15 protein-coding genes and 1 tRNA gene are annotated in these 21,208 nt (G+C 48.4%); 12 read left to right on the top strand and 4 right to left on the bottom strand.

The window, feature by feature from the left end; genetic code table 11:
• Nucleotides 1-46: 46 nt before the first annotated feature.
• A complete protein-coding gene (asnS, locus tag TSUB_RS05585; protein WP_087018772.1) occupies nucleotides 47-1,450 on the bottom strand; it encodes an asparagine--tRNA ligase in 1,404 nt (467 codons plus the stop codon).
• A gap of 633 nt (nucleotides 1,451-2,083) precedes the next feature.
• Here asnS and mlc point away from each other — a divergent pair.
• Nucleotides 2,084-3,313, top strand: a complete 1,230-nt coding sequence (gene mlc, locus TSUB_RS05590) for a sugar metabolism global transcriptional regulator Mlc (protein WP_087018699.1) — start codon at nucleotides 2,084-2,086, stop codon at nucleotides 3,311-3,313.
• Nucleotides 3,314-3,383: 70 nt separating this feature from the next.
• Here mlc and TSUB_RS05595 read toward each other — a convergent pair whose 3' ends face one another.
• On the bottom strand, nucleotides 3,384-3,962 hold the full coding sequence (locus TSUB_RS05595; protein ID WP_087018697.1) for an LON peptidase substrate-binding domain-containing protein: 579 nt from the start codon (nucleotides 3,960-3,962) through the stop codon (nucleotides 3,384-3,386).
• Nucleotides 3,963-4,192: 230 nt separating this feature from the next.
• Nucleotides 4,193-5,467, bottom strand: coding sequence for an adenosylmethionine--8-amino-7-oxononanoate transaminase (bioA, locus tag TSUB_RS05600; protein ID WP_087018701.1), 1,275 nt, complete (start codon nucleotides 5,465-5,467; stop codon nucleotides 4,193-4,195).
• A 117-nt stretch (nucleotides 5,468-5,584) separates the two neighbouring features.
• On the opposite strand from bioA, the gene bioB reads away from it, so the two are divergent.
• The 9 genes from bioB (at nucleotide 5,585) to TSUB_RS05645 (ending at nucleotide 19,717) form a co-directional block, all read left to right on the top strand.
• A complete protein-coding gene (gene bioB / locus TSUB_RS05605; protein WP_087018695.1) occupies nucleotides 5,585-6,637 on the top strand; it encodes a biotin synthase BioB in 1,053 nt (350 codons plus the stop codon).
• Complete coding sequence (locus TSUB_RS05610) at nucleotides 6,634-7,749, top strand: 8-amino-7-oxononanoate synthase (protein WP_087018693.1); 1,116 nt, start codon at nucleotides 6,634-6,636, stop codon at nucleotides 7,747-7,749. The genes bioB and TSUB_RS05610 overlap by 4 nt, the downstream gene beginning before the upstream one ends.
• Before the next feature lie 36 nt (nucleotides 7,750-7,785).
• Nucleotides 7,786-8,565 (top strand): malonyl-ACP O-methyltransferase BioC, encoded by a 780-nt coding sequence (gene bioC, locus TSUB_RS05615; RefSeq protein WP_087018691.1) that lies wholly within the window; start codon nucleotides 7,786-7,788, stop codon nucleotides 8,563-8,565.
• Complete coding sequence (bioD, locus tag TSUB_RS05620; protein ID WP_087018689.1) at nucleotides 8,558-9,253, top strand: dethiobiotin synthase; 696 nt, start codon at nucleotides 8,558-8,560, stop codon at nucleotides 9,251-9,253. The genes bioC and bioD overlap by 8 nt, the downstream gene beginning before the upstream one ends.
• 611 nt (nucleotides 9,254-9,864) lie before the next feature.
• Nucleotides 9,865-13,287 (top strand): carboxypeptidase-like regulatory domain-containing protein, encoded by a 3,423-nt coding sequence (locus TSUB_RS05625; RefSeq protein WP_192867838.1) that lies wholly within the window; start codon nucleotides 9,865-9,867, stop codon nucleotides 13,285-13,287.
• Nucleotides 13,288-13,313: 26 nt separating this feature from the next.
• Nucleotides 13,314-16,007 (top strand): hypothetical protein, encoded by a 2,694-nt coding sequence (locus TSUB_RS05630; protein ID WP_087019663.1) that lies wholly within the window; start codon nucleotides 13,314-13,316, stop codon nucleotides 16,005-16,007.
• Nucleotides 16,008-16,104: 97 nt separating this feature from the next.
• Nucleotides 16,105-18,777 (top strand): S8 family serine peptidase, encoded by a 2,673-nt coding sequence (locus TSUB_RS05635; protein ID WP_087019666.1) that lies wholly within the window; start codon nucleotides 16,105-16,107, stop codon nucleotides 18,775-18,777.
• 218 nt (nucleotides 18,778-18,995) lie between these two features.
• Nucleotides 18,996-19,439: an L-alanine exporter AlaE gene (locus TSUB_RS05640; RefSeq protein ID WP_281422928.1), complete on the top strand. Its 444-nt coding sequence runs from the start codon at nucleotides 18,996-18,998 to the stop codon at nucleotides 19,437-19,439.
• Nucleotides 19,440-19,629: 190 nt separating this feature from the next.
• A tRNA-Ser gene (locus TSUB_RS05645) sits at nucleotides 19,630-19,717 on the top strand.
• A 92-nt stretch (nucleotides 19,718-19,809) separates the two neighbouring features.
• Here the strand turns inward: TSUB_RS05645 and TSUB_RS05650 are convergent.
• Nucleotides 19,810-20,292: a lecithin retinol acyltransferase family protein gene (locus TSUB_RS05650; protein WP_087019672.1), complete on the bottom strand. Its 483-nt coding sequence runs from the start codon at nucleotides 20,290-20,292 to the stop codon at nucleotides 19,810-19,812.
• 131 nt (nucleotides 20,293-20,423) lie between these two features.
• Between TSUB_RS05650 and TSUB_RS05655 the strand changes: the two genes are divergently transcribed.
• The gene (locus TSUB_RS05655; protein ID WP_087019675.1) at nucleotides 20,424-20,813 is read left to right on the top strand and encodes a helix-turn-helix domain-containing protein; all 390 of its coding nucleotides are present in this window, start codon (nucleotides 20,424-20,426) and stop codon (nucleotides 20,811-20,813) included.
• A 176-nt stretch (nucleotides 20,814-20,989) separates the two neighbouring features.
• The gene (gene mads1, locus TSUB_RS05660; RefSeq protein WP_087019678.1) at nucleotides 20,990-21,169 is read left to right on the top strand and encodes a methylation-associated defense system helix-turn-helix domain-containing protein MAD1; all 180 of its coding nucleotides are present in this window, start codon (nucleotides 20,990-20,992) and stop codon (nucleotides 21,167-21,169) included.
• Nucleotides 21,170-21,208 lie beyond the last annotated feature (39 nt).

The following is a 21,208-nucleotide window of genomic DNA, read 5'->3' on the forward strand; positions in this document are numbered from 1 at the left end:
AGGCCGCATCTGTGCGACCTTTTGGATTAAAACGTCTGAGTGACGTTTAAAAGTTTGCAGAACGTGGCGTACGTGGGAATGGAATCACGTCACGCACGTTGCCCATACCCGTTACGTAAGATACTAGGCGCTCGAAACCTAGACCGAAACCCGCATGTGGCACGGTGCCGTATTTACGTAAGTCACGGTACCAGCTCATGTGCTCAGGGTCGATGCCCATTTCACGCATACGTGCGTCGAGTATATCTAGACGCTCTTCACGTTGAGCACCACCGATGATTTCACCGATGCCTGGTGCTAGAACGTCCATCGCAGCAACCGTTTTGCCATCGTCGTTAGAACGCATGTAGAAAGCTTTGATGTCTTTCGGGTAGTTCTTAACGATAACAGGCGCTTTGAAGTGTTCTTCTGCAAGGTAACGCTCGTGCTCAGAAGACATATCGATTCCCCATTCAACTGGGAATTCGAATTCGCGACCAGAATCGAGAAGGATTTGGATTGCGTCTGTGTAGTCAACTTGTGCAAAGTCAGAAGCAACAAACTGCTCTAGGCGAGTGATGGCTTCTTTGTCGATGCGTTGCGCGAAGAACTCAAGATCGTCGCGGCATTCAGCCAGTACGGCTTTGAATACGTACTTCAGCATATCTTCAGATAGCTTAGCGATATCTTCCAGGTCAGCGAACGCTACCTCAGGCTCAACCATCCAGAATTCTGCTAGGTGGCGGCTAGTGTTTGAGTTTTCAGCACGGAACGTCGGGCCGAAGGTGTAAACCTTGCTCAATGCGCACGCGTACGCTTCTGCGTTTAGCTGGCCAGATACGGTTAAGAACGTCTCTTTGCCGAAGAAGTCTTCGTTGAAATCCACATCGCCTTTGTCAGTGCGAGGCAGGTTTTCCATGTCTAGCGTTGATACGCGGAACATTTCACCGGCACCTTCCGCATCAGAAGCAGTGATTAGCGGCGCAGAGACCCAGAAGTAACCTTGCTCGTGGTAAAAACGGTGAATCGCTTGAGATAGGCAGTTACGAACACGAGCAACCGCACCGATAACGTTCGTGCGTGGACGCAGGTGCGCGACTTCACGAAGGTACTCGATGGAGTGGCGGGTTTTCGCCATCGGGTAGGTTTCTGCGTCTTCAACCCAACCGACAACGTTAACACCCGTTGCAGCGAGCTCGAAGTCTTGACCTTTCGCCGGTGAAGCGACGACGGTACCGGTGACTTCAACAGAGCAGCCCGTTGTTAGTTTTAGGACTTCTTCGTCGTAATTATTCAGATTATTAGGGACCACGGCCTGAATCGGGTCGAAACAAGAGCCGTCATAAATGGCAAGGAAAGAGATTCCGGCTTTAGAATCTCGACGTGAACGGATCCAACCACGAACAGTGACTTCACTGTCTACCGCGATTTTACCGCTAAGCACGTCTTTTACAGGCGCGTAAGTCGTCATGCTAAATCTATACTCCATGGAGGCACGAACATGTGCAGTTTTCTTAGTGTGAAACCAGCAATATTACCTGTCTGACCAGCGGCTTCAACCCTTGTGTGGTCTAGAAAGGCAAATTGTTGGTGATAACGGGTAATGACTGGTTAACGATTGCACGAAATTGGCAATAATGCGATAGAAATTTTTACTAGCCGACGGTTCAGCGCCGAATGGTGAGTTTTTCGCAGTTTTCTTAAGCGATAGCGAGTCTTAGGGAAGTCGTCTGGAGAGAAGCAGGGGGGCGACAAAAGAGAAAAAACAGTGCGCTACGAGTAAATGCTCTCAAAATGTTAAAATTATCTATAAATCCCATACTAAATTTGAGAAAATAATTGCTCACTATTGATGCTTCTTAGTGATCTTGAAGCAAAGTTTCTATTGTCTAAGGCATAATGTTCAGTCACTACTGTGATATTAGATTATTTTTCGATGAAAAATAAAGCAGCTATAAAAATGCGATAATTGGGCTGTTCATCTTAAAACGTGTCTAAGAAAAGTAAAACAATGTGATTGGAATCACGTACAGATAATAATCGGCTTAACAATTTCTTCGCAAAGTAAAAAAATACTTTCATTGTCTTAAATCGGAGTTCCGGGATGTATCTTGCCCAACCAGGTCATATCGATCATATTAAGCGTAATAATGCGGGCACCGTGTATCGCTTGATCGATCAAAATGGCCCGATATCAAGAATAGAACTCTCGAAAAAGAGCCAGTTAGCCCCTGCCAGTATCACCAAAATCACCCGTGAGTTGATGGAAGCGCACCTGATTCAGGAGACGCAGATCATCGAGCCAGCCAGTCGTGGTCGACCTGCGGTGGGTTTACGTACCCGAAATGAAGGGTGGCAGTTTCTATCGATTCGTTTAGGCCGCGGCTACATGACGATTGCGCTACATGAACATGGTGGTGATCTATTAATTGATGAGCGTTTAGATATTGCAGAGCGCCATCAAGACGCATTGATTGAAAAGCTTGTAGTTGAAATTCATCGCTTTTTTGCCGACCACGTCAGTGAAATTGATCGTGTGACAAGTATTGCGATATCGCTACCCGGTTTGGTGAATGCGGGCGACGGTATTGTGATGCAGATGCCTCACTTCGATGTCGATAACATGCCGCTGGGTCCACGTATTCACGAAGCGATCGGTTTGCCTGTATTCATAGCGAATGATACTCACGCTTGGGCATTGGCCGAAAAACTGTTCGGAAACTCACAAGAAGAAGAAAACTCTATTCTCGTGTCGGTACACCACGGTGTGGGTGCCGGCATCGTGCTTGACGGCAATGTGTTACAAGGCCGTTTAGGCAATATCGGCGAGATGGGGCATATTCAAATCAAACCGTTTGGGAAAAAGTGTTTTTGTGGCAACCATGGTTGCTTGGAAACGGTGGCTAGCCTAAGTGCGGTGAAAGCGCAGGTTGAAGCGATGCTCGCAGAAGCTAAGCCGCTAGAACCGCGTCCCTCATCTTTACATGGTGGGCCAATTACGGTTGAGCGTATTTGTGAAGCTGCTGTTGCGGGTGATCCGCTCGCCAAGCAGGTGATCGTGGAGTTGGGTCATAACTTGGGGCAAGCGATTGCCATTATGGTCAACTTGTTTAACCCGCAGAAAATCTTGATTGGTGGGGAATTTAACCGCGCCAAAAAAGTACTTTACCCAGCGATTCGTGAGTGTGTTGAAAGTAGTTCTTTACCTGCATATACCAAAAACTTGGTGATTGAAGAGAGCTGCTTTTACACCCAAGCAACCATGCCCGGCGCAGCACTGGTGAAGAAAGCCATGTACACGGGTGAGTTGTTAATGAAGATGATTGACGGTTAATCGAGCGTCTATGCGACAAATTGAGAGCGCGGCAGTGATGCCGCGCTTTTTTTATGCGTCGTCTTTCGGTTTAGTGGAGTTGCCTTGAACCGACGACCATGGTGGAGAGATACGACATGGCTTCAAGATGGTTAGGTTGAGCGAGGTACCACTGTTTTTGGTTAGTCGCGAGTTGGGATATCTCTAAAAATCGCGCGCAAACCCAAGCTGGGTCGTTAAACTCCGGTTTTTTGTAAAGGCTACTGAGTTCAGGGTGGTTATGAAAAAGCGACTGCAGTTTTTGGCTGAGTTGTTGATGGATTTGCGCGTCACAGGCTGTGGGTTGCCAACCCGCCGTGCGCTCTGTTTTTGCTGTCCACAAGCCGTCCTCTTCTTGATAGGGCTCATGAATTTTTACAACGTGCATCCCCTTGATTTCGATCCCCAAGGTGCCATTTTCCATCGGCCGCACATCGTTGACCTTGACCAGTGTGCCGTATTGGCAGACTCGCTCACCTTCTTGCATGGCCATCACGAAGCCTGTCTCATGTTCTAAGCAAGATTCCACCATTCTTAAGTAGCGAGGCTCAAAGATGCGAAGCTGCGTTATCCCTTTGGGAAGAAGGAAAACGGACAGTGGGAACAGGTAGTGATTCATGATTAATCCCATAAGCACCTCATCGAAATCTGCTTGAGTCGCGCACGATTGGGATCCCACCCGTTAAGGGCAAACAAGATCACAAATAGGCATGCAATTTGGTTACTTTATCATCAAGCAAAAGTGACTTCGAGTCGATTGCCGTTGGGAAAGTGGAATCTGCAAGGGGGCGCAAAAAGTGGAAAAAAATATTCACCTGAGAGACAAGATAGCCCAAGCAGGAGTGGGCTATCTTCACCATATTACCCTTTTTGTACCAGTGCGTTCTCGACAGCGCTTTGAATGGCGATGCAGAGTTTTTCGATGTCACTGTCTGGGGTGATATAAGGCGGCATCATATAAACCAACTTGCCAAAGGGGCGAATCCACACGCCTAGATCAACAAAGTGCTGCTGGATTTTCACCATGTCGACAGGGTGGGTGAGTTCGACAACCCCAATCGCACCTAGCCAACGGACATCGGCGACCAAATCGTACTTGGCAAGCGGTGCCAAACACTCAGCAAACTTAGCTTCGATGCGTGCGACATCCTGCTGCCAATGGCCTTCTTGCACCATGCCTAAACTTGCATTAGCGACCGCGCAGGCTAACGGATTACCCATAAACGTTGGTCCATGCATAAAGCAACCTGCTTCACCGCCACACACAGTGTCAGCAACATGCTTGGTGGTCATGGTAGCTGATAATGTCATATAGCCGCCTGTCAACGACTTACCTACACACATGATATCAGCCTTGATCCCGGCATGGTCACAACCAAACAGCTTACCCGTACGGCCAAAGCCCGTCGCAATTTCATCAAGAATCAGCAAGATGCCATATTCATCGCAAAGCAGACGGACTTGGCGCAAATACTCTGGGTGATAAATCCGCATTCCCCCAGTTCCTTGCACGATAGGCTCAAGGATAACCGCGGCAATATCTTGGTGGTGCTGAGCTAACTGGCTTTTAAAACTGTTGATATCTTCTGGGTTCCACTGATCCCAGAATTGGGTTTCTGGCGATTCGGCAAACACGTGCTCAGGGAGAAAGCCTTTATAGAGGCTGTGCATCGATGTATCTGGATCTGTTACCGACATCGCGGCAAAAGTATCACCATGGTAGCCGTGGCGTAAAGTCAGGAACTTAGCACGTTTCTGGCCGCGCGAATGCCAGTACTGCAACGCCATCTTGAGGGCAACTTCGACAGAGACTGATCCAGAGTCGGCGAGAAAGACGTGATCGAAGCCACTCATACTGAGCAATTTCTTACCAAGCTCAACAGCAGGCGCATGGGTGATACCCCCAAACATTACATGAGACATCTTGTCGATTTGCGCTTTCGCAACGTCATTCAGCACCGGGTGATTGTAGCCATGAATAGCTGACCACCAAGAGGCGGTGCCATCGATTAAGGTTTCACCTGTTTCAAGGTAGAGTCGATTGCCTTCTGCGTGAGTGACAGGAAAGCAGGGGAGCGGGTTCAAAGTGGAGGTATAAGGATGCCAAAGATGCTCACGGTCGAACTGCAAATCAATCTGCATGGTTAAATTTTGTCCAGATGTTAACTTGGTGATGGGATATTGGTTGACAGTCTACTAACTAAACGTAGACTAGCCAAGCATTACACATGGAAAAAGATAAAAGGTGAGCTGGTGGAAATTCGTCACAACTGGACAGTAGGTGAAGTACGCGATCTGTTCGAACTGCCCTTCATGGATCTGCTGTTTAAAGCACAACAAGTGCATCGTCAGTATCATCCCGCCAACAAGGTACAAGTGAGTACCCTGCTATCGATTAAAACAGGTGCTTGTCCTGAAGACTGTAAGTACTGTCCGCAGAGCGCGCGTTATACGACGGACGTCGAGCGTGAACGCCTTATGGAAGTTGAACGTGTCTTAGATGCTGCTCAAAAGGCCAAGTCGTCGGGATCAACTCGCTTCTGTATGGGCGCAGCATGGAAAAACCCGAAAGAGCGTGACATGCCGCATCTAAAACAGATGATCAAAGGCGTGAAAGAGATGGGGTTAGAGACCTGTATGACGCTCGGCATGTTGACGCCGGATCAAGCAACAGATCTCGCTGACGCTGGTCTCGACTATTACAATCATAACCTCGACACCTCGCCAGAGTTTTACGGTCAGATCATTACTACGCGCACCTATCAAGATCGCCTTGATACGCTCAGCCATGTGCGTGATGCTGGCATGAAGATCTGTTCAGGCGGTATTATCGGCATGGGTGAGTCAGCCAATGACCGTGCAGGGTTGCTTGTTGAACTCGCGAACTTGCCCTTCCATCCTGAAAGTGTCCCTATCAACATGTTGGTGAAAGTCAAAGGTACACCACTAGAAAGTGTTGACGATGTGGATCCTTTTGATTTCGTTCGCATCATTGCGGTCGCGCGAATCATAATGCCGGAGTCGGCGGTGCGATTATCGGCAGGTCGTGAAAATATGAACGAGCAGATGCAAACACTGTGCTTTATGGCAGGTGCGAACTCGGTCTTTTATGGTTGCAAATTGCTTACCACGCCAAACCCAGCTGAAGATAAAGACATGCAGTTGTTCGCGAAGCTGGGTATTAATACGCAAGAGACGTCTCAGAAGCCTGATGAAGTCGAAGAAGAAGCATTGATGGAGCAGGTTGCCGAGCGTGTTGCAGCGCGTCCAACCAAAGATGACCTCTTCTACGATGCGAGCGTATGAGTCGGCACACCCGAGAGTTAGCGTGGCGCGCTGAACTTGATGCGCGGACAGCACAAGGGTTGCGCCGTCGTCAGCAGGAAAACCGCTTTGCGTCACAGCAGGTGATTAACTTTTCGAGCAATGACTATCTCGGTTTATCTCAGGCTGATGCGGTTAAAAACGCCTTTCAAGAAGGCGTTAATCAGTATGGGGCTGGCAGTGGTGCCTCCCCGTTAGTCACCGGTTTCTATCCCGCTCATCAAAAGTTGGTGTCACAATTGTGTGATTGGCTAAACAAACCCTGTGCACTGCTGTTTAGTAGTGGGTTTTCGGCGAATCAAGCGCTGCTTTTTACCTTGTTACAGCGTGAAGATGTTGTGCTTCAAGATAAGCTGAATCATGCCTCGCTCCTCGAAGCAGGGCAGTTGTCACCAGCAACACAATGGCGTTTTCGTCACAATGATATGCGCGATTTGGAAAAGCGTCTTCAGCGACACATGCCCTTGCTGACAATCACTGAGGGTGTGTTCAGCATGGATGGTGATAAAGCGCCATTGACTGAAATGGCCCAACTGTGTGCCGACGCAGACAGTATGCTAATGGTCGATGACGCTCATGCGATTGGTGTACTCGGCGAGCAAGGTGAAGGCTCTGCTGCGGAAATCACCCCCGACATTACCTTGGTGACCTTTGGTAAAGCACTCGGCGTGCATGGCGCCGCCATTCTATGCGATGAACTCGTGTATGACTATTTGTTGCAGTACGCGCGTCATTACACGTATTCAACGGCGATGCCACCTGCACAGGCGATGGCCGTCAGTGCTGCCATTGAATGCGCGCAAACTGAACATTGGCGACGTGAAAAGCTGCAGGCATTGTCGGCGTGTTTCTATGAAACGCTGGATAGCACTATTCATGCCCCCATCACTGAGACCGCTATTAAGCCTGTCATCATAGCGGATACTGTGCAATGCCTAGCGGTGTCTGAACAGCTTAAGGGGCTTGGTTTTCATGTTAGCGCAATACGTCCGCCGACAGTGCCGACATCACGACTACGGATAACCCTTACAGCATCGCACACTGCGCAGCAAGTTATCGCGCTTTGTCAGGCATTGAATCGAATTTTGTCGTAACACACTGGAATAACAATAACAGCAGAGAGTGAGCTTATGTTCTCTGAACAAAAACAAGCCATCGCCAATGCGTTTGGAAAAGCGGCGCTGAGCTATGATGCCAGCGCAGAGTTTCAGCGTCGCGTTGGGCATGCACTACTTGATCGACTCCCTTATTTCGATCGTCCTCAACATGTGATTGATGTCGGTTGCGGTACGGGCTACTTTTCCTCGCAGCTGCGTGATAAGGGCCATAACGTGACCTGTGTTGACCTTAGCCAAGCCATGCTGGATGTCGCGAATCAGCGTTGTGGTGAAAGTGTCGATTACCTTCAGGCGGATGCTGAAAACTTACCTCTACCGTCGAATTCGATTGATATCGCGTTTTCTAGCTTAGCCTTGCAATGGTGTTCTGATTTGAGCGTCCCACTGCAAGAGATGCGCCGCGTGGTGCGCCCCGGTGGGATCATTGCTTTTACTACTCTCGTAGATGGTAGCTTAAAGGAACTGTCAGAAGCTTGGGCTTCCGTTGATTCTTATCAACATATCAATGAATTTTTATCAGAAAAGTTGATAAAAGTTGCGTTAGCGCAAGCGGGGCTTTCCGCAGAGCCCGTAGAATTTGTGCCAATTGTTCAATATTACGCAAGTGCAAAAGCGTTGATGCGCGACCTAAAAGGCATTGGTGCAAACCATGTACCTCAAGCGCGTCGGCCTGGATTGTCTGGGCGCAGAGCGATCGATCAAGTCGAGCAGGCTTATCAACAATATCGCCACGACAACAACCTTTTGCCTGCGACCTATCAAGTATGTTTCGGAGTGATCGTCAATGAGTAACGCGTTTTTTGTTGCGGGTACCGACACTGAAGTGGGCAAGACTGTGTGTAGTCGTGCCATTATCCAATCTGCAGTCGCTGCAGGTGTACAAGTCGCCGGGTTCAAACCTGTTGCGTCGGGCAGCCAGATCACGCCAGTCGGTACCCGAAATACCGATGCGCTTTATCTACAAGATGCATCCAATGTTGAACTGACGTACGAAGAAGTAAACCCTTATACGTTAGTTGAAGCATCTTCACCGCATTTGTCTGCACGCAAAGAAGATATTGCTATTGAGTTCGACGTGATTGATAGTGCGTTCGCGCACTTAAAATCGAAGTCAGAAATGGTGTTAGTCGAAGGTGCTGGTGGCTGGCGTGTGCCCGTTACCGATGAGATTTACCTTTCAGATTGGGTCCAGCGTCAGAAGTTGCCTGTCATCTTAGTCGTTGGGGTCAAATTAGGCTGTATGAGTCATGCAGTGTTAACTGCTGAAGCGATAGAACGTGATGGCCTTGAAGTTGTCGGTTGGGTTGCCAATCGTATTAACCCGGGATTAGATAACTATGCGGATGTGATTAAGTGGCTGGAAGACAAGCTACCGGGTCAAAAGTTGGGTGAAATCCCTTACATGCCGGGTATCACTAAACGGGATCTGTCGAGCTATATTGACTTCTCTCTATTGGCATCGAATGATACAAGTAAGTAATCTCTGAGTATAAAACACCGTTAAGTAAAAGACTTAGCGGTGTTTTTTGTTTGTTTAGCGTCGAAATTGTTCATATCTTCACGATAATATTATTGAGAACAGAATACGTCGTATATTAAAACTAAATTTTTAATATTCCTGATTTTAAAAGCGTTTTATTAGTTTCCCACCTGAAATTAACGACTAATTGAAAGATTGCAATTAAATCGATTACATTTCACAAGTCCGATCACTCTCTTTTCTGAGTAACGCTGTCAAAATATGTAAGCAATGGTATTCCTATTGAGACGGAAAAGGCGATTTTCTTACACTTTAATCGTGGTAAATGCATGTTCATATGGAATAAAAACTTAAATTAGTGATATTGATCACCATCAAAAGTGTAAGATTATGTAACGTGATCTTGGTCTCTTATTTGCCGCGCTTATGCTCTAGCTTTTTCTATACTTCTCCTGAATTCACTCGTCATGTTGGCAGGTAAATATATAAAAACTCGAATATAGAAGTCGTAAATAAAAAGCAAATCTAAAACTTTACTTATTGTTTCACTAAACAATGAGCGGACTCGTTTTATTTAAAATTCATAGTGCATCGAAATAGAGGGATTTTCTATGAGCAGAAAGACCAAGATGCTCACGTTGGCGACGGCAATTTCCTTTGTCCTTGCTGGGTGCGGTGGAGGTGGAAGTGATTCCGTCGTCGGAGGCGGCGGCGATGGCGGAGGTGGCGGCGGCGATGGCGGCGGCGGTGGTGGTGGTGGTGGCACACCCATCACACTGACATCAGGCGTGAAGACGGTGATCGGCCAAGCCTTTGATCCCAAAGTGCAAGCTGCCGGTACTGGTGATGCCTCCCAGAATGCGGTGACCGTTACCGTGGACGTGCAAGATGCGAGCGGGACGTCGTTACTTGATGCACCCATAGCCACGACAACCGATGACTCAGGCCAGTATCAAGTAGACCTACCTGGAAGCTATACCTCAACCCCTTCGAAAGTGATTGTTACCTATCAAAAAGATGGCTTTCTTGAAGGCGAAAAAGTGATTCCGTTGGACTCACAGCAGGCGTCAGCCCAAGTTCCGTTGCCATTATCCCCTGTTGCGACAAACACGGTGAAACGTTCAGATATTGTCGATAACGTCCTAGCCGCAGACGGTGATGGTCGTTGGCACATGAGTCTGGTTAAAACCAATGATGGTCGACTCGAAATCCGGGAAGGGGCTGCCCCTGCATCAATTGCTGCCGGTGAAGCGGATCTGTTGAATTTATCACTGGTTCCCAGCACGATTGCCGAAGATGTCGAAGCGATTACAACTCGCGCAGCACATTTTGATTCGAGTGATGCCAGCGATATTCAGAACTTCCCTGGTGAGTTTGAAGGGGTTGGTGAAACGAATACGACCGTTGATGGTATCGACCTCGTTTCGGATGGCAATGGTACAGAAACCTATCAGTTGATCTCGTCGACCTTTAGCCAATTGGTTATCGAAGACCAAGATGGTAACTCACTGCAATTTGATGAGAGCGCATCCACTGCGGCAGATGATCCTGCCATCATCGTGATGCGCGTACCGCAAGGTAGCTACCCGACTATCACGGAAGATGCCAACTTAGATCTCAATAACTTCCAAGTCCCTATCTATGTGTATAGCGGCGAATGGCGCTTTGTGGGATACGGTACCTTAACGGACAACACAGGGGCTACGCCATATACCGAAAGTGGTGCCTTTGCCTTTGCCGATGGCGTGACCTATGACGCAACGAGCAATGCATTGGATATGTCCGCCGAGACCAAGCAAGTCTATGTGCGAGTCTTTGTCACGAAAGCGAACGAATGGCTACGTTGGATCAACCTTGATTGGCCGATCCGCACTTCAATCAAAGAGATCTGTTTCTTCGGCAAGATCGATTTTGAGAGCCAATCAGAAATCGGTGATCGCTATAACGGTTACTTGAACTTCGAAACGCCGGATAACGGCTGGGACAATGTGTTGGTCAACAACGGTAACTACCGTAAGACTATCGCGGTTGGTTCAGCAGAGGCCGTTGTGACTGATCCTAACAATTGGGGTCTGTCGGTCTTTAATGCGCGTGTCGGTTCGGGTGTGACTGAGTACATCCCGGTCGATAACTTCCCGAATCCATTACAAATCGGTGAGGCAAACTGTAATGAAGTGAACTTCACGATGCAGAACGACTGGGCATGTTCTATCACAGGTACGGTCACGGATACGAGCGGGAATGGACTCGCCAATGAAGTTGTGACGCTGCGTGGTGCGAGTGGTCAATCTGTAGCGCTCACGGATGCTGACGGTGATTATCGCTTTGCAGCAAACTGTAGTACCGACCAATCTGTACGCGCCTTGCTACAGACCAAGCCTGTTACCGCCGCAGATCTAGCCGATGGCAGCCAAGTGGTCGATTTCCAAGAACAGAATCGCGTACCTCAGGTATCACTCTCAGGAGATGATAGCACTAAGGTTAATGCCGATTACGTCTTGTTCTGGAATGCCTTTGACCCCGATGACCTCACCGCTGAACTCGAGCCAGAAGCACTGACGTGTAACAACGGTGCCTGCCCAACAGAGTCTGAATTGACGAGTAACCGACTCGTGATGAACTTTGATGCTGCGGGTGACGTGACGATACGGATGACGGTGCGGGATGCTGATAACGGTGTTGGCATTGATACCAAAGTTATCACAGTTAACCCTGCCGATAACCGCTTACCGACCATCTCTGGTTTCGAAGTGGGACAGGTCATTCCTGATGTCGATAGCGAAGAGGATCTCGCCCTGTTTGAACGTCTTGATAGTGAAGATGATTCAACCTCAGTGCGCGAAGGTTCTACCGCGACATTGACCGTGAATGCGCAAGATCTCGATGGTGATGCACTCACTTACACTTGGACCGGTGTGGGTGACTGTACGACCGCCACCTGTACGCTTGCGACCGGCAGTGTAGGTGATATCGAAGCCAGTGTGGATGTGAGTGACGGTAAAGCCACAGTCTCTGGGGATGTGGTCGTGAAAGTGGAAGAAGACAAGGCGCCAGTGATTGAGTCTGTGTCGGTTTCACCGAGCGAAATTGTCGCCATTGGTGGTGAAAATGTCGCGAACGCTATCCAGCTTGTTGCCGCCTTTAGCGATGACTTTACCCCACGTCGTGTCCTCAACAAGTCATGGCAGATCTTCCGTATTACCGAAGATGAAGTGTCAACGGCAGCAGAAGAGGCACTGACCTTGAACCTCACCACGGATGAGGATACGGGTGTCACAAGCATCGATCCGGGCCAATTGGCAGTCGGTCAATATCGCGCACAGATCACGGTGCAAGATATCGACGCGCAAGGCAACCCAGGTAACAGTACTGCTTCTTCAGCAGAGCAAGGTCTGTTTGAGGTGAAAGACAACCTCGCACCTGTTGTTGATGTGACAGCATCTAGCAACCTGCTGACGGCAACCAGCAGCGGCGGCCTCGTTGATTTGAGTGTCACAGCAACCGTGAGTGATGACCAAACCGCGTTGGCAGATCTTGAGTTGGATTGGAATGTGTCACCGACACTGACCAATACCGCTTCTGCGGATGGATTGACGCTGACAGTTGCAAGTAGCGACCTTCGCCCTGGTACCTATACCTTTTCGCTTGAAGTGACGGATGGCAATAACACCTCAACCACAGACACCACGACGGTGACGATTGAGGAGCCAGATGTGCCTGAAGTGACCACGCTTAACGTCACACCGAAACTTCAACAGTCTGACCAAAGTGGCACGAACCCGGGAGAAATCGCGGTGAATGCAGCGGCGCGTGCAGACACAGAAGTGAGCTTTGCGTGGAGCGTTACCCCAACATTGAACTTTACTGAAGTCAATGATGGAGCAGGTATTCGCTTTGCAGCAGGCAGTGTGGCTGAAGGGCAATACACGGTGTCAGTGATTGCCACTGATGAATTTGGACAAGAATCGGAACCCCAAACGACCACCTTTGAAGTCTTCGAAGCGAGCGGCAATGTGGGCGTGGATATCGAATAGTAACCGGACGATTAAAGGGAAACGTTATGAATAACAGGAATAAACTAAGCGCTCTCACTGTTGCGGTACTCGCAGGGCTGAGCTTGGCAGGTTGTAATGGTGGTTCAGCCACTTCGTCGGTAACCGATGTAGCAGGTGGTGGAGCGGCCAAATCAGAGGTAGCTGCAGTGCAACTTAGTGCCCGTTTTCCAACGGGCGATGCACAAGCAGCGTATATTGGTGACTCACAATACATCAACGTACGATTCTACGGTCACGATCTTGTCGGTACTGTGGATGAAGCGATGGATCTCCTTGATGCCTGTAGTGAACAAGATGACAACTACATCGAGTTCATGGGCGAAATGATTGACTGCTATCAAGAGACAGGTAATGGTCTTCGCGGTGGCTTTGCAACCGAAGTCGAGCTGAGTCCATCAAGCCCAACGGCGCTGGTTGAACTGCTACCGGGCAAATACCGTGTTGAAGCGCGCATAGATAACGGCAACGGCCAACTGCGTGAAACGAGTGTTTCGTATGTCACCTTTGGTGAAGGTGACCATAGCTTGAAACTGCGCGCGATGGAGGCTACGTGGACATTTGAAACTCCGATGCCACTGGCATTACTGAATACCGAAACCAGTGTCGGTGAAGAGGCCTATGACTGGGATCCAGAAGAAGAAGGTGTGCAAACAGCCGCAGATGTGCTTGGTATTACCAATGACATTATTGGTGTGCACTTGCCATCAGCTTACACCTTGCCGATGCCTTTTGACTACGGCATGGCCGATGGTGATTTTAATGGCCCTTATACTGTGTTGGCAGGCGGATATTGGAATCGCGGCGGGGATTATGCCTTGTCGTCTATTTTCCGTCCTGTGATGCGTGTCTCAGATGGTGCTGGCGATGAAGAGCAACTCTTCCCTGAATCCGATTACTGGCATGATGACATGCTGATCACTGAAATGGTCCCTGTCGATGACGGCGGTGATGGCACTGACGGTGGTGATGGTTCAGATGGCGGTGATGGTGGCGGCGATGCGGTGATGGCGGAAGATGATGCCATGATGTATGGCTGTGACGATGCTGACGACCTGCCTGACGACATGATGGCTGTAGGCTGTGAGCGTATGTCTTACATGCAGTGGGCAACGCCGGGTTGGTTGCTTCAACAGTATGATCCGGATTTAGAAGCGGAAGACAAAAATGAGTATGCGCTTAGCCTTGGTTCTTGGGGTCTAGAGCAACGCCATGAGACAGATACTTTCGAAACCGACGAGTCTGATGAAGTCTATGAGCAAGTGATCGTTGAAGCGATTCTTGAGCTGGGGTATGCCAAAAAAGCCATTGAAGACGACGAAGACAATATCACTGAGCGTGAAATCAACTATGAAGAAGATATCCGCTACTGGGATTCAGAACTTCAAGAGTGGGTAGACAGTGGTTACACCGTGGCGTGGGTAGATACTGAAGTCGAGTCAACCTTTGATGACGAAGGCAATGAGGTGAACTGGAAAGACGTCCTCATGAACGAGTTAGGCGCCAGTGAAAATCGCTTTACTGATGGCTCTACCATTACGGGTGCGCTGATAGAAGCCGTTATCGTTTCAGAAGGGACGCGCGATGGTTCTGAAGAGAACGAGCGCACCCCTGACCTCTATCTCACTAAGATGCTCGACATGCTAGTGGTCGAAGATGAAGGCGATGGTGGTGAAGGTGATGGTTCAGAAGGTGATGGTTCAGAAGGCGATGGCTCAGAAGGCGACGGCGATGCAGTAGTGGCTGATGCAGTTTGTACTACCTTAAGCGGTGGTTATGTCGACTACTCTTCTTCTTATGTTTACAACTACGAAGAAGAGCGTTGGGAAAGCGGCTACCTAAACCGTGCCTTGCTAGATGAGCAGTACAACTACTGGAGCCCATTGCGTCAGCTACAAGACCAGCTGGATAGTGCGGAAGAGAACCTTGCTGAGCGCAATGACAACATCGCTGTATACCAACAAGATCTTGCCGATCTTACCGACGACAATGGCGGTGTAGACCCTTACGCGGATTACCTAGATGCGGTAGCAGCACTAGAAGCGGAAGAGGATTCGTTAGGCATTACCGAAGCGGATGATAACCTTGAAGCCCTTCAAGAAGAGCTCGCTATGCTGGAGCAAGACTACTGGGATGCAGTCGACGAGTTTGGCGAAGAGTCTGACGAAGCAACAGCGGCAGCAGCGTTAGTGAATGCGAAAGATACGGAAGTCACCGAAGCAAACACCGCGCTCGAAACCCTACGTAGCGACAATGTCGATGTGCTTGGCCCACTGGAAGATGCGGTAGATGATGCGCAAATGGCGGACAGATATTGGGAGTTCCGCACTGTGTATAACAACATCGAGTGGGAAGAAGACCAAGCGGCGCAACAACAGTGGGATATCGACCACTACACCATGGAACTGGCTGATCTTCATGACTTCTACGACTTTAACCAAGACGGCACAGCAGACGTGTTTGAATTTGGTGTCTTTGTCGAGGACGTTGAGGTTGAGACTGAGTGGATGGAAATGGATGTGGAAGGTGAGGAGTGGACCCGTTGGGTTTACAGCGTCGTACTGATGGAAGCTGAGGTTCGCGACACCGTGGATGCGTATGTAGAAGATTGGGCAGCTGAAGTGTGTGTCCAACCATTTACTTTGAACGCATCAGACCTTGATATCGATTACAGTGTGAGCAGTACGGTAGGTATTGAATAATACTTGGGCAAATTTGCCCTCGGCTGCTAGACCTTAAATAAGGTCAACTTAGATCCCGGGCCAGGAAGGTCCGGGACTTTTTGCTTAAAGGATTGTGATGAAAACACTACGTTCTCTGCTCTTCTCATTTCTATTCCTATCAACGACTTCTCATGCGGCTTATCTGGTCGGACTCCACTCAGATACCAAGATACCGCCAAACCCATGGCAACTCTCGTCTGACATTGCGGTGGATGTTGATGTGTTATCTGCGCACGCTCGTCTGTTAAAAATCTCAGGCGATGACATTGAGCAAGCATTGCCACTGCTGTTAGGGATGCCAACTATCCGGTTTGTCGAATATGACGCGTCGATTGATATACCCGCGCCAATAGAGCCCTCAGACAAGACGATCTCTGCATTGCGTAGTGGTGATGCGAATACCGCGGCATTAACGGGCTATCCTTGGCAACAGCTTGGCTATGATCAATTGACCAATACGGAACGTGAGTGCGACCTCACCCGTATTGGGGTGTTAGATACTGGTGTGGATTTTGAACACAGTGCGCTATCCGGCCGGTTTGTCGACAATGGCGGTACACCGCTAGGTTATGACGGCATTACCGAGCAACTGGGTGGCGATGATCAAAATGGTCATGGCACTCATGTTGCGGGCATTATCGCAGCGCATGGTAGTCAGTTTGAGGGGGCGTGTATTAATGCACGCATTATTCCGCTGCGCTTTCTTAACGCAACAGGGGGAGGCGACATTTCTGATGCGGTGAAAGCGGTACAATGGGCGATAGACAATGACGTCCATATCATTAACCACAGTTGGACAACACCGACTTACACCGAATCTCTTGATACCATTATGGCGAGTGCCACAGAAGCGGGCATCCTACATGTTGTCGCAGCAGGTAATTCAGGCACCAACAATGACACCATTGCCATTTATCCTGCCGACTTTGCGCGCACTAACCGAGGCGTTATTTCAGTCGCAAACACCAATAATAGCGGTGAGTTGTTTAACCGCAGTAACTATGGGTTATCAAGTACTGATATCGCTGCCCCGGGCACAAGTATTTTCAGCCTAGACTTGAATAACAATACGCGCACGCGTACGGGTACCTCGATGTCTGCGCCGTTTATCACCGCTTTAGCTGCGATGATTCGCCAGCAAAATGTTAATGCCACACCGCAGCAGCTGCGAGCTATCATCAATGACAATATTACCGTCAGCCGCGAGTTGCAGCCCGTACTCAGAACGGGGGGAGTCGCGAACGGCCCGCAAGCGCTACAAGCCTTTCAAACCAACCCGTTTGCGTTGTTTGGGATCGATTGGCAGAACAGTCAATGGCAGATCATCGGCAATCGCTTGAATGAGGCGGCATCAGTATCGATAAATTACGATGCAGTACACCTAAGTGATGAGTCATTGAACTTTACCCTCATCAATAGCACCACATTGGCACTGACGACGTTGCCAAAAGGGGCAGGGATGATCACCATCCAAAATCAACAAGGCGATACGGATACTCTGTATCTCCAGCAGCTCCTTGCATCACCTTCTAATCTTGCACTTATGGTGAATGAGGATGAAGGACTGTTGCTGACTTGGTCATGGCCGAGCGATGCGAAATCGGTCTCCATTTATCGCGCATTGCCCGACCAAGGGTTTGATTTCTTAGCGACGGTTGAGCAGCCCACCGCCCAGTATCTTGACCTACCGCCCGCGACAGGCAGTGTACGCTATCGGATGTTTGCTTCTCATCAAGTCTTGCGTCCGTTTACCGATGCGATTGTGAACCGCAATTCAGCCAATACGGCACCGGTATCTGCCGATTGGGAAACCTCTCCTTGGCTAACCACGACATGGTCAACGATACCAATCAACCAAGAGATCGCACTGCCTTTGCGTTTCTCGCAAACGGTCGAGAGTGTCGTACTGACCGATGGCAGTTTGCCGGCGGGGCTTGCGGTGAATGGTAACCAAATCGTCGGTACCCCCTTTAACGAAGGTGAGAGCACTTTTACTTTAGTCGCCACCTTGGGTGAAAAACGTTATAGCCGCACCTTCACATTGACTGTCGCTGATGCTTGGGTCGTCCCTTGGTTAGATAACGCCGAAATTGCGCCACAAAGCGGACAGCTCAGTGCCGTAGAACACGTACAGGCAGATAACTACACGGCACTGCACTTTGTCACCACAGGCGATGCAGTGACAACACAAGTGAATATCAATACAAGTGCGGAACTGCTTGCGCTCTCTTTTCAAAATCTGTCGGGGGAGTGGGTGAATGCGAATGCCACCGAGGCCGCAAGTAAAATGACCCGCGCTTTAGTCACTTTCAGCATCGAAGATCAATCTGTGTTCGACCATAACCGCTCAGTCGGCGAGGTTGAAAGTCGTATGCGGACGGAAGCGGGATCACCACCGCAAGCCAATATTGCTGAAGCGCCAGATAGTCGCTGTTTTGTAGCGTCTTACCTTTATGCTCAAGATATTGAAAAAGTAGATAATTTACGAAAGTTCCGCGATCAAATTCTGTTAAAACTGCCCTATGGTGATGAATTTGTGCATTACTACTACGAAAACTCACCTCTTTGGGTGGAAAAATTCCGTAAAAGTCCAACCTTAACACGCACAGTTTACTGGCTGTTGATGCCACTCGCACAGGCTTGGCAGCTCATTGGCTTATTAGTTATCTTCATGCTAATCATGAGCTTAGGTAAACATTGCTGCCGAAGTTTAAAACATGGGCGTGAATGGCCGCAGAGAAAAGCCTGACTTTTAGTGCGTTAATTGGGCAGAAAAAGTGTGATCAGTATAACGTTCTGTTTTCTGCCCTAAAATCAGTTGTAAATTTACTACAAAACTTGAAATTCAGATGCTCATTTTGCTTTAAAGCTGTTTTAATAGCGCCATATTCGGGGTGTGAGTCATTTACCCAGTGATTTGCACTATTTAATTTGGTGTTATTTAGAATTTTAGTCTTTGAGGTTGCGGTGAAAGGGCGTATTTGTGTGCGAAATGCGGCGGCAGACGTGTTTGCGATGGTTTTCTTCGGTTTTGTAGCGGGTATGGCTATTGAAATCTTTATCAGTGGCATGTCGTTTGAGCAGTCTCTGGCATCGCGATTGTTGTCTATCCCAGTCAATATTCTGATCGCCTGGCCGTATGGCGCGTTTCGTGATTTTGTGATTCGCCAATCAGCACGCCTTTCTGACAATAGCTTGACCAAGAGCATCGCAGACTTTGTGGCTTATGTATTGTTCCAGTCGCCTGTGTATGCCGCGATTCTGCTGACCGTTGGTGCTGACTTTGATCAGATTGTTACCGCAGTAACCAGTAACGCACTCGTCTCTGGGGCTTTAGGTGTGGTTTATGGTCGTTTCCTTGACCTGTGTCGTCGCATGTTCCGCGTGCCGGGTTACTACACCGCAGCGTAATGATGCTGCACCTGCTTGATGGATTCTTGGCGTAGGGTTGGTCAGAATGATCGAATGTCCACCAAGATGCCCAAAGGATGCGCAAACAGACGAATTTTGGGGTGTTTTTTGAAAATGTTGCTTGACCCCGCAGCATGAAATCATTAAATTAGCGCCCCGTTGAGACGCAAAGCGTTTCACAACACAATACGGTGAGTTGTCCGAGTGGCTGAAGGAGCACGCCTGGAAAGTGTGTATACGGCAACGTATCGAGAGTTCGAATCTCTCACTCACCGCCAAATTCTAAACCCCAGCAGAAATGCTGGGGTTTTTTCGTATCTAGCATCATCACTAGCCTCGGCACCTAGTGTAAAACATAGTTAATGATCACTTATTGGTAATGATTTTCGGGTTTCAAAGTACTGTCGTAGTTACGAGTGGCATTGACAAGTAAACACCCTATAAGGCCACCAGCTGCCATATATAGCGAGGTGTTTTTAGATTGGCTACACTGAGCCAAAAGTAAGCCTGCAATAGCACCAACTGCAGCCCCTTGTAATTGCTCACTTGACGGCTTACCGTACAGCATTTTTGAGGCTAAATGTTCACAGTTATTACCTAACACCCCATATTTGTTTTCCTTTATAATCAATTGTTCTGCGTGGCTAAGCAGTTCACTTTGTTTCTCTTCACTTAGGCGACTAAATACTACTTTCACTGGTTTTCCCACCGCATACTCTTCTAAAGCGCAGATTTCAACATTTTCATCTGGAGAGTTGTGAAGTACTCGCCTGTCGCCAAGGTAGATTCCGGTATGTTCTACGAAAAGCTTTGAACGATAAAGTCGATCACCAACACTAAGATTATTCTTCATAAATTTTCCTCTATGTTTTAAAGTAACTGAATTCCCATGTTGCATTCATTTACGTTAGACGTATCTGAATGCATTTAATCTATACCTATGCATTTGGTTGATCAAGTGTTATTTTGTTATTGGTGGTGAAAATGCAAGATAAAATGGTTTCTTACTCATCGATTTTGGGTGTGGTCGTCGCGAATAAACGCAAAGAACTAGGCATAGAGCAGAGCGTATTAGCTGAAAAAATGGGCCTCTCACAAGCTAGCTACAGCCGTCTGGAGTCAGGAAAGTCAACATTCTCTGTTGACCAGATGTTTGAATGTGCCAAAGCGCTTGCTATTGCGCCAGACGAACTCTTCAATTCAGTTGTCAATACAGTTAACAATCTTAAGGAAAGTGAACAGGTGTCCGTTCAGGCACAACTTAGAGGTAACGCAACAAAAGCGAAGTCTGAAGGGGGAAGCAATGTAGGTACTTTCATTGCGGGAGCTGCCTTGGGAGCGTTGATTATTGGGCTCGCAGGTAAATCAAAGTAAGAAACACAGTAAAAACGTATCTAAAAGTCTAAAATTGCCGCCCATCTATTAGGGCGGTATGAATAATAAGCGCTCAATCTCATAATCCCACCCTACCAATTGCCGATTCCCCAATTTTCCCATATTCTCTCACCATTAATTCTGATGAATAAAACCAACATGAGATAACACTCTGAATGGTAGACCAAATTTTAACCTTGAAAGAGGTGGCTGCTTACCTAAAGTTGGCCGAAAAAACAGCATATAGATTAGCAAGTGAAGGAAAGCTTCCTGGTTTCAAAGTTGGCGGTTCTTGGCGCTTCAAACGTGAAGACCTCGAAGCCTGGATAGAAAAGCAAAAAGGTGTGATTGAATAGCCTGTTGGCAAGCATCACCCTCTATCTTTAACCCATTAT

It is taken from the genome of Thaumasiovibrio subtropicus, assembly GCF_019703835.1.
In the GTDB taxonomy this organism is placed as follows: Bacteria; Pseudomonadota; Gammaproteobacteria; order Enterobacterales; family Vibrionaceae; genus Thaumasiovibrio; species Thaumasiovibrio subtropicus.